General features: G+C 42.1%; 12 protein-coding genes. 4 read left to right on the top strand and 8 right to left on the bottom strand.

Annotation, left to right across the window (positions count from 1 at the left end):
- Positions 1 to 99 precede the first annotated feature (99 nt).
- From BV372_RS16105 to BV372_RS16120, 4 genes are all read right to left on the bottom strand, one after another.
- The gene (locus BV372_RS16105; protein ID WP_086687509.1) at positions 100 to 1,569 is read right to left on the bottom strand and encodes an NAD(P)/FAD-dependent oxidoreductase; all 1,470 of its coding nucleotides are present in this window, start codon (positions 1,567 to 1,569) and stop codon (positions 100 to 102) included.
- 117 nt (positions 1,570 to 1,686) lie between these two features.
- The gene (gene cobD, locus BV372_RS16110) at positions 1,687 to 2,760 is read right to left on the bottom strand and encodes a threonine-phosphate decarboxylase CobD (RefSeq protein WP_086687510.1); all 1,074 of its coding nucleotides are present in this window, start codon (positions 2,758 to 2,760) and stop codon (positions 1,687 to 1,689) included.
- Positions 2,761 to 2,786: 26 nt separating this feature from the next.
- Complete coding sequence (locus BV372_RS16115) at positions 2,787 to 3,071, bottom strand: HU family DNA-binding protein (RefSeq protein WP_009457351.1); 285 nt, start codon at positions 3,069 to 3,071, stop codon at positions 2,787 to 2,789.
- A 382-nt stretch (positions 3,072 to 3,453) separates the two neighbouring features.
- Positions 3,454 to 3,948, bottom strand: coding sequence for a pentapeptide repeat-containing protein (locus BV372_RS16120; protein ID WP_086687511.1), 495 nt, complete (start codon positions 3,946 to 3,948; stop codon positions 3,454 to 3,456).
- 200 nt (positions 3,949 to 4,148) lie between these two features.
- On the opposite strand from BV372_RS16120, the gene gcvT reads away from it, so the two are divergent.
- The 3 genes from gcvT to gcvP all read left to right on the top strand — a co-directional run bounded on the left by gcvT (position 4,149) and on the right by gcvP (position 8,973).
- Positions 4,149 to 5,255: a glycine cleavage system aminomethyltransferase GcvT gene (gcvT, locus tag BV372_RS16125; RefSeq protein WP_086687512.1), complete on the top strand. Its 1,107-nt coding sequence runs from the start codon at positions 4,149 to 4,151 to the stop codon at positions 5,253 to 5,255.
- A 215-nt stretch (positions 5,256 to 5,470) separates the two neighbouring features.
- A complete protein-coding gene (gene gcvH / locus BV372_RS16130; RefSeq protein WP_086687513.1) occupies positions 5,471 to 5,860 on the top strand; it encodes a glycine cleavage system protein GcvH in 390 nt (129 codons plus the stop codon).
- 158 nt (positions 5,861 to 6,018) lie between these two features.
- Positions 6,019 to 8,973 carry an aminomethyl-transferring glycine dehydrogenase gene (gcvP, locus tag BV372_RS16135; protein WP_086687514.1) on the top strand — a complete coding sequence of 985 codons (2,955 nt, stop codon included), beginning with the start codon at positions 6,019 to 6,021 and terminating at the stop codon, positions 8,971 to 8,973.
- Positions 8,974 to 9,139: 166 nt separating this feature from the next.
- Here the strand turns inward: gcvP and BV372_RS16140 are convergent, their stop codons facing one another.
- From BV372_RS16140 to BV372_RS16150, 3 genes are all read right to left on the bottom strand, one after another.
- Complete coding sequence (locus tag BV372_RS16140) at positions 9,140 to 10,135, bottom strand: hypothetical protein (RefSeq protein ID WP_086687515.1); 996 nt, start codon at positions 10,133 to 10,135, stop codon at positions 9,140 to 9,142.
- 89 nt (positions 10,136 to 10,224) lie between these two features.
- Positions 10,225 to 11,118 (bottom strand): NAD(P)-dependent oxidoreductase, encoded by an 894-nt coding sequence (locus tag BV372_RS16145; protein WP_086687516.1) that lies wholly within the window; start codon positions 11,116 to 11,118, stop codon positions 10,225 to 10,227.
- A 154-nt stretch (positions 11,119 to 11,272) separates the two neighbouring features.
- Positions 11,273 to 12,016, bottom strand: coding sequence for a tetratricopeptide repeat protein (locus BV372_RS16150; RefSeq protein WP_086687517.1), 744 nt, complete (start codon positions 12,014 to 12,016; stop codon positions 11,273 to 11,275).
- A gap of 601 nt (positions 12,017 to 12,617) precedes the next feature.
- On the opposite strand from BV372_RS16150, the gene BV372_RS16155 reads away from it, so the two are divergent.
- A complete protein-coding gene (locus tag BV372_RS16155; protein WP_086687518.1) occupies positions 12,618 to 13,970 on the top strand; it encodes a pentapeptide repeat-containing protein in 1,353 nt (450 codons plus the stop codon).
- A gap of 7 nt (positions 13,971 to 13,977) precedes the next feature.
- Here BV372_RS16155 and BV372_RS16160 read toward each other — a convergent pair whose 3' ends face one another.
- Positions 13,978 to 14,526 carry a GNAT family N-acetyltransferase gene (locus tag BV372_RS16160; RefSeq protein ID WP_086687519.1) on the bottom strand — a complete coding sequence of 183 codons (549 nt, stop codon included), beginning with the start codon at positions 14,524 to 14,526 and terminating at the stop codon, positions 13,978 to 13,980.
- Positions 14,527 to 14,683 lie beyond the last annotated feature (157 nt).

Raw genomic sequence — 14,683 nt, forward strand, 5'->3', positions numbered from 1 at the left:
AGCTTTGAAGACAGTAGTTCATTTGTTCGCGTTGAAAGGGCTGGGTGGGCAATGCCCACCCTACTTCATTAGACCGAGAAACGCTATATAATTAGATTTTCATATATTCCAATCGCGGCGGAACTGGAAGTAACTTTCCAGAAATTCTTGCCAAGCAATGTTGCTATTTAACTTTTGCTTGTGCCACTCTCTTACACATTGTTCTAAAATTTCTGAAAAACTTGGATAGACAGGCGATAAGTTTTCTAGCTGCTGAATTTTAATGTTTTGGGACATTGCCAAAGCAATCAAATTAATTAACTCTCCCGCAGCTGCGCCAAATATCTCGGCTCCTAAAATTTCGCCATTGCGTAACAAAATTAATTTACAAATACCTGTATTTTCACTACGAATTTGGGCTGCTGCTACTGTTTTAAAATACTGCTTTACTACTATAATTTCTTGATGATTGTATCGGCGTTTTGCCTTTTTCTCTGTGAGACCTACTTGCCCTAACATTGGCTGAGAAAATATCGCTAAAGGAATGCACCGATAATTAACTCGTAACCTCGGAAAAAATAGGGCATTGTTTAACGCTATTCTCGCTTCATAATTAGCGACGTTGGTAAAGTCATAGCCACCAATAACGTCACCACAAGCATAAATACGAGGATTGGTGGTTTGTAGTTTATGATTCACTACTAGATGACGCTGATACCATTTCACGTCTACTGCTGCTAAATTTAAAGATGCAACGTTAGGCTGCTGTCCAGTTGCCACTAAAATTTCATCAGTTTCAATTGCTTTATCGCCTGCTTGAATCCACTTTTTATCTTCAATTCGCATTACCTGAGTTACTGGTGTTTGCGTGATAACACGCACGCCATCCACCTCCAACTGTGCTTGAAGTAACTGGGATATTTCAGGGTCAATATCAGGCAAAAGCTGGGGACGCTTAACAACGAGTGTCACATTGCAACTTAACCGCGCTAAGGTTTGAGCGACTTCAATGCTTTGAGGGACACCACCAAGAATCACCCAATTTTTAGGTGGTGTTGACATGGGTTTTCCCCGCCCGTATAGGAATTGCCAAATGTTAAATAGGGTAAAGTAGCCAGTAGCTGACAATCCGTCAATCTCTGGAATTGCTGGACATGAACCACTGGCTAGCAAATAGGTACGGGCCTTGAGCAAACGCTCGCTAACGGCAAATGCTAAATGGGGCGAAGATTGAAATTGACCACTGTCAAAAATGACATCTACTCCTAAGGCGGCTAGGTTAGCGGCAGAATGCTGTGCTTCCACATTGGAGACAACGCCTTGAGCATATAGCATTGCCTCTGGCAATACCACAGATATTGGTGATTTTTCTGGATTATCAACCTGTGAGGGATGAATACTCAGACCAACTGCATCGTGCAGATGGTGCGCTAGGTTGCCGATTTCGCTAATAGCGTGGTGATACAGAAACCCATAGTTAATTTTGGGTTCCACCAAGGCAACTTTAGCTCTTAGTTGAGTAGCCGCTAAGGCTGCGTAACGTCCAGCAAGACTGCCACCAACAATCACAATATCGTAGTCATTAGTCATTATTTACTTAGTCATTGGTCATTACTTATTAGTCATTAAGTTATTAGTTAGTGGCCAATTGAAATCAAAAATAACTGGCCACTAACAATTGACACAAAACTCAGCACTCATCACTCATCACTCAGCACTCATCACTGAGTGTAACGCTGTGAGCAAGCGTTGGTTATCGACTTGAGTACGTACAGCAACCCGGAAAAAGCGATCGCCTAATTCTTTAAAACTCAGGCAATCGCGAATTAAAATTTGGTGATGCTTCAGTAATTGCTGCTGCAACTGCAAAATAGACTGTTTTGACTCTATCAGTAAAAAGTTAGCAGCGCTGTTTTTTGGTTTTAATCCTGGAATTGCAGCCAACCCCTGAAGGAGTTGAGTTCTTGCAGATGGTAGCCATAACCAGGTTTGCTCTTGAAATTCCCTATCCTGGAGTGCAGCAATCGCCGCCGCCGCCGCCAACGTATTGACAGGCCAGGGGTCACGCCATAACTGCCACCTAGATAGGCGGTCGGGATGAGCGATCGCATATCCCAGCCTCAGTCCAGGCAGACTGTAAAATTTTGTGAGCGATCGCAACACTACTAAATTGTCATATTCCTGTACTAGCGCAATCAGACTTTGTTCCTCATCGGGAGGCAAAAAGTCCATAAACGCTTCATCCACCACTACCAAGGCAAACTGCTCTAGGTAGGGGAGAATTGATTCCCGTAAAAAAAGCTTTCCTGTTGGGTTATGAGGGTTGTTCAGCAGAAGTCCAATGTCTTTGAGGTTTTCTGCTTTGTCAACGATTAATGACAAATCACCTTCAAATCCCAAATCAACAGGAAACTCCAGTAATTGAGCGTTATACGCCGCGAGAGTCCGGTAGTAGTCGCCAAACGCTGGAGTCATTACAACTGTTGCGGCTAATTGTGCTAATTCTCGACCAACTAAAGTAAGTAATTCTGCTGAGCCATTGCCCGGCAGAATCCACTCAGACGGCAGTTGATGGAAGTGACTGAGAGCGAATCTCAATTCACTGTAATTAGGATCTGGATAGTGCCTAAGATTACCAATTTGGGATTGAATAGCCGCGATCGCGCTATTTGGCGGTCCCAATGGGCTGATACTGGCAGAAAAATCCAGAATAGCAGCAGGGGGACAGCCAGCTAGTGCTGCTGCCCAAGCTAAATTGCCCCCATGTGCAGGTTGCCGCATCAAAAAAAGGTTCCTAAAGGCAGAACCTACGATTTTGGGGGTGCAACCTTTTCTCTAAACAACTTCCCAGCAGAGAAAGCAGGAACCTTGGTAGCAGGAATTTCCATCTTTTCATTGGTTTTGGGGTTACGACCTTCACGAGCTTTACGTTCCCGTGATTCAAACGAACCGAATCCTACCAGCGTTACCTTATCGCCAGAGGAGACAGCTTCAATGATCGTTTCTAAAGCAGCAGTTAGAACTGCGTCTGCTTGCTTTTTGGTAACACTAGCTTTTTCAGCTACAGCATCAACTAATTCACCTTTATTCATGTCAAACTCCTTGAGGTTTACTTGAGATTCGCTACAGATGCACCCTGATGCATCCTTACGGAAATCTCTGTTTGTAGGAATACAAAAGTCATCCTTTGGGAGCATTTTTATTCAAAATGGCTGCAAATCCCATCGGCTCGACTTTTCAATGAATCATTCTAAGGTGTTGTAGCCTGATGTGGATACATGAAACCATTAATTTATATAGATTTCAGGATTTTTTGTGTTTTTGGGGTGATTGTTGCCCTCGAAACCACCCTATTAGTAGGAAAAAATACTTAGTAAAAACCTCTGTTGCGAGGGGAACAGGAAGAGGGTGGGGAGAGTGGGGGGACAAGGGGGACAAGGGAGAAATGACTAATGCCCCATGCCCCATGCCTATTTACTTACAACCTAAAGACTCACGAGTATCTACGCCAGTTTTCGGATTAACGCCGCTGGCTTGAGCGCAAAGTTTCTTAACCTGCAGCCCATCTAAGACTGCATTTGTAAAGTCTGCGTCTGTGATGTCAACATCATCAAAAATTGAACGCAACATCATTGCATCTGTTAAAATTGCACCACTTAAATCAGCACCCCTAAACTTTGCCAAATAGGCGATGCCATTACTAAAATCAGCACCATGCAGATTGACTCCCTGCAAAACCGTACCGTTAAACACGACGCCACGTAAGTCAGCATTGGTAAAGTTAGCGTTCTCTAAATTGACGTTGGTAAACTCAGTCCCAATGAGATTTTGACCTGAGTAATCCTTACCTTTGAGTTCGTCGCCAGCAGAACGGGTAATACTGGAAGAACTTGCAGCTTGTGCTGATAGGGGAAACAAAAAAAGAACCATAGCTAAAACAAAGCTAGCTAGTAGTTGCCAATATTTCATAATTTTTGCTTAATAAATCTCAACACTTACACCTTTAACTATTAAACCTCACTGTAATGAAGTATCAAATGTGAAAGTTGAAGTATGAAATTTTCAATCTTCATCCTTTTCTAGCCATCTCGTAGGATAGATAAATATTAAAGTGCGATCGCAAAAGCAAAAATAGCTGTGGCTAATCAAGAACCAGAAATCGTCCAATCTTGGTGCGAACTCCTTTATATCAACTGGGTGTGGAACTCAAAGCCCGCCTCACCAGTTTTGGTGGTTGGGAAATGCCGGTGCAGTTTACTGGTATTAGCAGGGAACACGAGGCTGTAAGAAATGCAGCAGGAATGTTCGATATTTCCCACATGGGTAAATTTACTCTACAAGGTCAAAACCTGATTTCGCAACTTCAGGTTTTAGTTCCCTCGGACTTAAACCGCTTAAAACCCGGTCAAGCGCAATACACAGTATTGCTAAATCCTCAGGGCGGAATTATTGACGACATTATTGTTTATTACCAAGGTGAAGACACCACAGGGAAACAAAAGGCAGCGATTATTGTCAATGCGGCAACCACAGGTAAAGATAAAGCTTGGCTATTGCAACACCTTGACCTGAATGCAGTGGAATTTCAAGACATATCACCAGACAAAGTTTTAATTGCTGTACAAGGGCCAAAAGCCATTAACTATCTCCAGCCTTTTGTAGAAGCAGATTTAAGCCCAATTAAAGCCTTTGGTCATCTCCAAGCACCAATACTAGGAAAAACAGGCTTCCTCGCCCGTACAGGTTACACCGGCGAAGACGGATTTGAGGTCATGGTCGATCCAGAAGTGGGCATAGAATTGTGGCAACGACTTTATGATGCTGGTGTGGTTCCCTGCGGTCTAGGTGCTAGAGATACCCTGAGGCTAGAAGCAGCAATGGCACTTTACGGGCAAGATATCGATGACAGCACCACCCCTTTAGAAGCTGGTTTAGGATGGCTAGTTCACTTAGATACCAAAGGTGATTTTATTGGTCGTGCAGTTTTGGAACAGCAAAAAGCAGTGGGAGTGCAGCGCCGACTAGTAGGTTTGCAAATGCCAGGCAGGAATATCGCTCGTCATGGTTACCAAGTATTATCTTTAGGTAAAGTAGTAGGGGAAGTTACCAGTGGTACACTCTCACCTACACTCGGTTATCCCATTGCCTTAGCTTACGTTCCTTCCCAGCTAGCTGCTGTCGGCCAGCAACTAGAAGTGGAAATTCGCGGTAAAGCTTACCCAACCTCTGTGGTTAAACGACCCTTTTATCGTTCAAAAAATCGCGTTACTAATTAATAACTGCTAAGGTTTTTGAGAAATGATGTGTTGTGAGTTAACTAATCTACTAAATACATCGTTGAGAGCCTTCATGTTTAAAGCTGGAGGATGAAAACGAACAGCTAGAATCCTTCGTGCTTTAGCTGAAGGAGTGTCAAAGTATGGTTAATTACCAAATATGCCTTTGATTAATCTTGAGGCAAATAATTTTTTGATGTGGAGAGGGAAATCATATGTCTTTTGAATATCCTCAGGATTTGAAATACCTGGATACTCATGAATACGTTCGCTTAGAAGGTGAAATTGCTACCATTGGCATTACCGAGTTTGCCGTAGATCAATTAGGTGATGTTGTGTTCTTAGAATTGCCAGAAATTGGTGATGCTATTACCAAGGGAGATACCTTTGGCTCGATTGAATCAGTAAAGGCCGTTGAAGACCTGAATTCGCCAGTTACTGGCACAGTTATCGAACGCAATGATGAATTGATTGAGTCTCCAGAACAAGTGGCAGAAGACCCCTACGGCGAGGCGTGGTTTCTCAAAGTTCGCGTCAATGACCTCGATGAAATCCAAGATGCCTTGAGTGCAGACGAATATCGCGCCCAGGTGGAAGGGGAGTAGTAGAGAGTAGGGGATGGGGAGATGAGGGGAGGAAGAGACAAGGGGACACGGGGAAATGATCAATGACCATTGACTCCTTGTTCCTTGACTCTTGACAAATGCCCCAATCCCCAATACTTGTTGCAAAATATTAAATAGTTCCATCGGGAGAGCAATTTGTGGTAAAAGCCCCTATTCCTAAGTCTAGCGATCGCCAAGTGCTGGGCGAAAGGAAGCAAAATTTAAATAATTTTATACAAAGGCATATTGGACCTAACTCTGATGACATCCAGCAAATGCTTGGGGTCTTAGGCCTTCCTAGCCTTGATACCCTGATCGACAAAACAGTACCTCAGACAATTCGGTTTAAAGGAGTACTAAAATTACCAGAGGCACAAACTGAGTACGCAGCACTGGCTAAGTTAAAAAAAATTGCTGAAAAAAATCAGGTTTTCCGATCATTCATCGGTATGGGATATTACGATTGCATCACGCCACCTGTGATCCAGCGTAATATCTTAGAAAACCCTGGTTGGTATACTGCCTACACCCCCTATCAGCCAGAAATTGCCCAAGGACGCTTGGAAGCGCTGCTAAATTTCCAGACTCTAATTATTGACTTAACGGGTTTGGAAATTGCCAATGCTTCATTACTGGATGAAGCCACAGCAGCAGCAGAAGCAATGACTTTGAGTTATGGTGTTTGCAAAAATAAAGCAAATGCCTATTTTGTTTCTCGTGAGTGCCATCCCCAAACCATTGATGTCCTGCAAACACGGGCTAAACCGCTGGGGATTGAGATTATTATTGGCGATCATCAAAGCTTTGATTTTGCTCAGCCGATTTTTGGGGCAATTTTGCAATACCCTGCTAGTGACGGCACTATTTACGACTACCGCGCTTTTATAGAAAAAGCCCATGCTGAGGGTGCATTGGTGACGGTAGCAGCAGACCCTTTAAGCTTAACTTTGCTGACACCTCCTGGTGAATTTGGTGCGGATATTGCGATTGGCAGTACTCAGCGCTTCGGGATTCCCTTGGGGTTTGGAGGACCTCATGCGGCATACTTTGCTACCAAAGAAGAGTATAAGCGGCAGGTTCCAGGGCGAATAGTTGGTGTATCAAAAGATGCCCAAGGTAAGCCTGCATTGCGTCTCGCTTTACAAACCCGCGAACAACACATCCGCCGGGAAAAAGCCACAAGTAATATTTGCACTGCACAAGTGCTGTTGGCTGTGATGGCGAGTATGTACGCTATCTATCATGGTCCCGATGGACTCAAGAATCTTGCCGAGAATATCCATCAGCTAACTTTAATTTTGGCAGCAGGATTAAAGCGTCTGGGTTACAAGATAAGTTCTGAACCTTTCTTTGATACCTTGCGGGTAGAGTTGGGAACACGCAACTTAGAAACAATTCTTGAAGGTTGCCAAGCGCGGAATATTAATCTGCGAATTTTTGATGAAACTGCCGTTGGTATCTCCTTAGATGAAACAACCACGGTTGATGATTTAATAGAAATTTGGCAGATTTTTGCTGGTTCTGATCATCTTGATTTTGATGTTGAAGAAATTGCAGATGCGATCGCGACACAGCGTCAATCGCCTTTACAAAACTCAACTTTTGCCCGTACCAGCAGTTACCTCACTCATCCCGTCTTTAACCGCTATCACTCAGAAACCGAGTTACTACGTTATCTACACAAGCTAGAAACAAAGGACTTGTCTTTAACTACATCGATGATTCCTTTAGGATCTTGCACGATGAAGTTGAATGCTACAGCGGAGATGATACCAGTAACCTGGGAGGAATTTGGCAAGATTCATCCATTTGCGCCTTCATCCCAAACGCTGGGTTATCAAATCTTGTTCCAGCAGCTTGAGGCATGGTTAGCAGAAATTACTGGGTTTGCGGGCATTTCCCTACAACCAAATGCTGGTTCTCAAGGTGAATACGCAGGACTTTTAGTGATTCATCAATATCACGAAAGTCGTAGAGAAGGACATCGCAACATCTGTTTGATTCCGACCTCAGCACACGGAACCAACCCAGCTAGTGCGGTGATGTGTGGCATGAAGGTTGTAGCCGTTGCTTGTGATTCCCAAGGTAATGTTGACCTTGATGACCTCAAGGCAAAGGCAGAAAAACATAGTCATGAACTCGCTGCCTTGATGGTGACATATCCCTCAACTCATGGTGTGTTCGAGGAGGCGATACAAGAAATCTGTGCTGTGGTTCATGCCCACGGTGGACAGGTTTACATGGATGGGGCGAATATGAACGCCCAAGTAGGGATTTGCCGTCCCGGAGATATTGGCGCGGATGTCTGCCACTTAAACCTACACAAAACCTTCTGTATCCCTCATGGTGGCGGAGGCCCTGGTATGGGGCCAATTGGCGTAGCTTCCCATCTTGTGCCATTTCTCCCTGGACACCCTGTTGTCTATATCAACAACAATCCAAAATCCAAAATCCAAAATCCAAAATCGATTGGTGCTGTTGCTGCTGCGCCTTGGGGTAGTGCCAGCATCTTGGTAATTTCTTGGATGTACATTGCCATGATGGGTGCAGCTGGCTTGACCCAAGCAACTAAAGTAGCAATTCTCAACGCCAACTATATCGCCAAGCGACTTGAGCAGTATTATCCCGTTTTGTATCAAGGGAAAAATGGTCTGGTTGCCCATGAATGCATTTTAGATTTGCGATCGCTCAAAAAATCTGCGGGTATCGAAATTGATGATGTTGCCAAGCGGCTGATGGATTACGGCTTCCACGCGCCGACTGTCTCTTGGCCTGTAGCAGGTACAATCATGGTGGAACCAACAGAAAGCGAATCTAAAGAAGAATTGGATCGTTTCTGTGACACTTTGATTGCCATTCGCCAAGAAATTGCCGAAATTGAATTAGGTAAGGTGGATGCTCAAGATAATCTTTTGAAGAATGCCCCCCACACTGCCGAAAGCCTGATCACCGGAGAATGGCATCATCCGTATTCTCGCGAACAAGCTGCCTACCCCGCACCTTGGACTCGCGAACACAAATTCTGGCCTGCTGTAGGTCGCATAGATGCTGCTTTTGGCGACAGGAATTTTGTTTGTTCTTGTCTGCCAATGGAGGCTTATTCACAGCAATAGGTATTGCTAAATAATATCTATTTAAATATCACGCAAAGACTTTGTGCTTTTGCGTGATTTTATTTATTAGACTGCCTGCAAAAATTAAAATTAAGCTTCGCAAATGTTGGGTTTCTTGCCATAAACTACACCTGATTCAGGTATTGCAAGTCCCTGATAGAGAATTTTATTCTGCTACTAGCAACCTGAGTAACTGTTGAAAAAGAAGCATTAAAAAAGGGTAACTTCGCCATAAGAAGAAAATACTAAGAAATACACTAAAGCTACCTAATGCAGGAGATAGAAGCACAAGTATTATTATTCGTTTTAATAATCTGATAATTATAAATGCAGCGACTACCACAATTACTACGACACCAAGAATACGACCAATTTTTAATTTGGGTTTATTACCTTTTTGAGGCTGCGGTTTAATTTGATTAGTTTTCTGCGGTATGGTAGCGACTCTTTGTGTGTGAGTTATTAGTTCTTTTGGATTTTTCGATTCCGAAGTTTCCTGCTGTGAACTAGCCAACACAAAAGCTTTAAGTTGAAAACATTGTCCACTCTTCAGTTTCTTTTTATAAATCTCTATAGTTTCAAACTCGCTGAGATTAAAATTTTTCAACTCTTGATAAATACGTTCTGCAAAAACAGATCCATCTAAAACGCGATCGGTTTCTGCAATGATCTTAAGCAGTTTATCTTCTGGAATAATTTCTATGTTCACTTTTTCATCTATCAAAACGCGATTAAGATGAGTCGAAATGGTATCTAAACTTCCAGAAAGAGCAACTTTTCCAAGACTGTTGAACTGGGAGGATGATTTGTCTTCTGTTGTGATGTCTTGAGTATTTTTTGCCAACCTATCTCCGGTGGAAGATTTTGCTTCGCTTAATGAATAAACTTGACTCCAAGTAGGACGTTTTTCACCTGTTCTTCTCCCGTAAACTTGAAGTGAATCTGCTATTTCTATAGCTAGCTTAATTATTCCATTGAAAATAAAAGGTGCTACCGTTTTTTGGTCAGGTACTGTGGCTGATTCTAACAGCACGTATATGCAATTATCTTGTAAAGTAACCTTGGCAGTTATGCCTTGAGATTGCATTTGATAATTAATGAGACTTGCGATCGCATCTGCATTGCCTTGTTTAGCGAGGTCAAGTACATTAGTTGGCACCATATTTACCGTAAAATATATCTTCTATATCAACTTATTTAATATCTTTCCCATTTCTAGAATAAAAACGATCAGTTTCAAAATGCTACTGTTTAATTTTTGCAATCATGATCTTGACTAGTAGCTAATGCCGCTAATTCCTCTTGAACAGATAAAGGTTCATACCCTAACGCAAAAGCTTTAGAACTATCTAAAGACACATCTGCTGGTCTAGGTGCTGCCATTTTTACATCTTGTTGTCGGCAACCTTGAAGTTTAGCGTCAGAAATTTGAAATATATCTACTAGTAGCTGACCAAAATCGTAACGCGAAATCCGTTCTTTACCACCTAGGTGAATCAATCCTTGCACTTTTTCTAACGCTAATAATAGTCCTTTGGCGGCAGTTGTACCGCCTACTGGTGTGCGGAATTCATCTATAAATAAATTTAGTTCTTTCCCTGCTTGTAAGGTTTCAATAAATGGCTGAATAAAGCTTTTAGCAGTAGGTGTAGTCATACCAAACATTAATGGCATCCGACAGACTGCTGTATTGGGATATCTTCCTAACATACCTGCTTCAGCCTTAACCTTTTGCTCACCATAAATACTTACAGGACACACTGAATCTGTTTCTTTGTAGGGAGCATTTAAGCCATTAAAAACTAAGTCAGTTGATGTAAAGGCGCAAGGAATTGCCGAATCAGCACAAAGCCCGGCTATATTGCAGGATGCTGTGACATTAATTGTGTATGATTCTTCGGGATGAGTTTGACAAAAGTTAGGTTGAGAATGAGCAGCCGTATGAATAACTGCTGTGGGATTAATCTCATTAAATATATTTTTTATTTCTTGAAAATCGGTCAAGTTGACTTTCATCATATTGACGCTAGGTATTTCTAAAAAATGAGAAAAATAAGTACCATAAATTTCCCATTCTGGTTTTGCTATCTGGCAAATATGCCATCCTAAAAAACCACTGGCTCCAGTAATTAGTAATTTTTTCATATATAATTTAAAAGGTTATAGTTCTAGATAAGCTAGACAATATAGTATCGTAATATAAAATTTATATTCTATTTTTAAAATCTACGGAGACATAGATAGGTGGGCATTGCCCACCCTACTAATTTTTGTGTGTTTCCTATGTCTAGAGTGCTGATTATTGAATCAACTGTTGAAATCTTTTATCGCTACGTACTTTATTAAAATCTGAATCGGTTTTTGCTAATTTCTGATATTTACCAGGAGCTAGTTTGAATGCCTTATCCAAATTTGTAATTGCTAATTCTACATTGTGCTGTAAAGCATAAGAACAAGCTTTATTGTAATATGCTTCATGCTTATCTGGCTTAATTGCGATCGCAGTATCGTAGGATTTCAATGCTTCAGGATAGCGTTGCAGTTTTGTGAGAGCAATACCTCGGTTAATCCAGGCTTCATACTTGTTAGCTTTAAGGGCGATCGCTTTATCGTATGATGCGATCGCCTCTTTGTAGCGTTGTAAAGATGTTAAAGCATTGCCGCGATTATACCAAGTTATATCCTTATCAGGCCTGATGCTAATTGCTTGATCGTAGGATGTAATCGCCTCTTTGTAGCGTTGTAGAGACGTTAAGGCATTGCCTCGGTTAATCCACGCTTCGGCAATTTTAGGTTTAAGAGCGATCGCTTTATCGTATGCTGCGATCGCCTCTTTGTAGCGATGAGCATCTAGCAGGTTATTACCTTGATTCAAGAAATCTTCTGCCTTTTGCGGTGTTTTTGCTTTTATTAGAAGCTGGGCAACATTACCTTCCTGTACAACTTGTTTGGTATTTTCTGCCGTTGAATTTGCCCAATCACTACAGCCAAATATCGAGAAAGTGATAAAGCTAGAGGCAATCAAGCAGCGCCGCAAGACCATGCTGTACCTACAGAAATCATAATATGATGCTAAAACTTGTTTCTCTTAAAAGATAGTATCAAACTACACTGTTTTTATCAATTTTTTCTTTAATTTTTTAAATTTTAATTTTTGCATAAAGATAATAAGACAATAACATAATATGTTTAATTAAGGCAAGTAAATTTGTTAATTATGTCGCTACACTCGCTTAAAAATGGTCATAATACTTTGCAAAATACTTGAAAAACTAGATTATTGAAGAGAGATTATGTTTTCTATTTACAGAGATTTATCTTTAATAAATTTTGCTGAAAAATCAGAAAATAAACAACTAAAATAGGTACGGATTTTTTTTAAAATCAAATCGGATTCCAATATCAAAGTTGGCAATTAACACTAGGCAAGCCACATCCTTCTCCAATCAAACAAACTCCTGGTGAGAGAAGATATTGATTTTCCTTAACGTCCTATCCTCCAAACAGGGGCGTGCTAATGCCGTTTCCTGGAAAAACAGTGATTTTCCCAACCTGAATAGAATTGCCGTATTGCCTTAGCCTACCCTCTAGCAGTTAACATAAAACAGCTGTTGAACTGAGTATGCTGGGGCACAATATAAAGAATGACGATTGAATCCAACTCCTCCAATTCACCAACCCCAGATCCCATTTCGGAAGAAGACTCGCAACCAGATGATTTTGATAGTGGGACAGGTGAGCAGAACCTAACATCAGACGGGCTGGCTACACAACAAGCCTTAGCTGCGATTGCTTCTTTGCAATCTCCACAAAATACAGCAGCGCTGAAACAAGCCCGTTCTTTCTTCAAATCACCAACAATTAATGTAGTTACGGTAAAGCCCAGGGCATTGCTGATTACTTTATTAGCGATCGCGATCACAATCATCGGACTTGCCCTAAATAACTGGCTAATTGGCATTTTTGGCACCCTAGTGACTTTAATTTTGTCTTTGGCGATGCTATTGCCTTGGTTGCAAACTGTAATCAGAGAATGGTTTTCACCTCAAGATAGAACACTGTTAATTGCCTTTATAGGGTTATTAGTAGCCATCATCGGCTTAGTGAAATTTTCCGGTTTGGCTGATCGCTTGTCTGCTTGGGGACTCAAGATTAATTGGGATGCTTCTGGGACGTTGGCGGAGTGGTTTGGCGCTTTGGGGCAAATTTTGATCGCCATCATCGCTGTTTATGTGGCTTGGCGACAATACGTTATTTCTAAAGACTTGACAATTCAGCAAAACCTGCTGACAGTTCAACAAAATATTATTACCCAGCAGCAAACAATAGATTCATATTTCCAAGGCATTTCAGACTTGGTATTAGATGAAGAAGGACTATTAGAAGACTGGCCCCAAGAACGGTCGATCGCTGAAGGACGCACAGCGGCAATTTTAAGTAGTGTCGATGGTAGCGGGAAAGCAAAGATTCTCCGCTTTCTTTCCCGTTCTAAATTACTCACACCCCTTAAACGCGATCGCCGTTTGGGGAGAGCGATTCTCAATGGTGTAGGTGGTTATGCCGAAGACCGCCTGGAAGGTGTACGTGTCATCGATTTGGGCGTGATGCTAGCTGGCGCAGACCTGGCTGGCACAGATTTGCGTTGGACTGACCTCAGCGAAGCTAATCTTGTCCGCGCCGATCTCAGTGGTTGTGACTTGGTAAAAGCCAACCTTTCCCGCACCATCCTCTATGATGCCAAACTCGGCACCGCCGATCTTAATGGAGTTCGTCTATTTTATGGTGCAGCGGAAAAAGCATCACCCCGCAGCCGCACTGCACCACCAAACTATCAAACTGGTGAACATACGGGTGCTGTGGTCGAAAATGCTGATTTTACCGATGCGCAACGTATGTCTGAGCCAGCGCGTTATTACTGCTGTGCTTGGGGTGGTGAAAAAACTAGAGACTCGATTCCTGGTGGCTGTGAAGGTATTCCTAATAAATTGGGGAGATAGGCTGTTGCTATAGTGGGCGTTGCCAGGGAGAACTATACTGGCGATAACCGACTTCTTGGAATGCTCTTATCATGGGTGTATTAAGAACATCTGTATCACAAAATATCCGCCAAACACCTATTTGTTGCAGAAGTTGGGTGGCTTGGCACAGAAGGTCGTATATATAGCGCTTTCCTCGCTGCTTTGGCATAACACCGATATAGTAGATTGTGCCTTCTTCCAAGTTGTCTTTGCGGCATCCACGATATATCACTGGCTGGATAAATCCTACCAATTCATCGGCATTGTTAAAGCCAAGTTGCCACCATTCGGGTTCATAATCGAAATCATCGCTTACTTGTGCTATTAACTTTGCCGCAGCTTGATCTGCTCTTAATTCTCTAACAGCCTTTTGATCGCTTCGGTCTAATGAAGAAGTTATGGCGTAACTTACGGTAGTTGTGAAATATTCTATGCCAATATCGTTCAGCGATCGAAATATAAGTCTTTCCGGAACCTGAACTACTGGCTTTGGTTCCTCCCATACAAAAGGAATTTTTTCATAGTGCGTTGTCATAGAGCAAACCTAAATAGCTTTTTAACATATAGTTTTTTTTCTTATATTGGCGTTCTTGGCGGTTGATGAAAATAAAACCTTGTTCACAACTTATATGGGGAGTATGTCAACTTTGCTAGAACAGATGAACTATTGAAGAGTGGCAGAATCAATGAAA

It is taken from the genome of Nostoc sp. T09, assembly GCF_002154695.1.
Taxonomy (GTDB): domain Bacteria; phylum Cyanobacteriota; class Cyanobacteriia; order Cyanobacteriales; family Nostocaceae; genus Aulosira.

What these genes read in the sequence shown, in the direction of transcription:
- cobD (WP_086687510.1), bottom strand. Translation starts at nt 2,760, where the DNA reads ATGCGGCAACCTGCACATGGGGGCAATTTAGCTTGGGCAGCAGCACTA.
- gcvH (WP_086687513.1), top strand. Translation starts at nt 5,471, where the DNA reads ATGTCTTTTGAATATCCTCAGGATTTGAAATACCTGGATACTCATGAA.
- BV372_RS16120 (WP_086687511.1), bottom strand. Translation starts at nt 3,948, where the DNA reads ATGAAATATTGGCAACTACTAGCTAGCTTTGTTTTAGCTATGGTTCTT.
- BV372_RS16150 (WP_086687517.1), bottom strand. Translation starts at nt 12,016, where the DNA reads ATGGTCTTGCGGCGCTGCTTGATTGCCTCTAGCTTTATCACTTTCTCG.
- BV372_RS16115 (WP_009457351.1), bottom strand. Translation starts at nt 3,071, where the DNA reads ATGAATAAAGGTGAATTAGTTGATGCTGTAGCTGAAAAAGCTAGTGTT.
- BV372_RS16155 (WP_086687518.1), top strand. Translation starts at nt 12,618, where the DNA reads ATGACGATTGAATCCAACTCCTCCAATTCACCAACCCCAGATCCCATT.
- BV372_RS16160 (WP_086687519.1), bottom strand. Translation starts at nt 14,526, where the DNA reads ATGACAACGCACTATGAAAAAATTCCTTTTGTATGGGAGGAACCAAAG.
- BV372_RS16145 (WP_086687516.1), bottom strand. Translation starts at nt 11,118, where the DNA reads ATGAAAAAATTACTAATTACTGGAGCCAGTGGTTTTTTAGGATGGCAT.
- BV372_RS16105 (WP_086687509.1), bottom strand. Translation starts at nt 1,569, where the DNA reads ATGACTAATGACTACGATATTGTGATTGTTGGTGGCAGTCTTGCTGGA.
- BV372_RS16140 (WP_086687515.1), bottom strand. Translation starts at nt 10,135, where the DNA reads ATGGTGCCAACTAATGTACTTGACCTCGCTAAACAAGGCAATGCAGAT.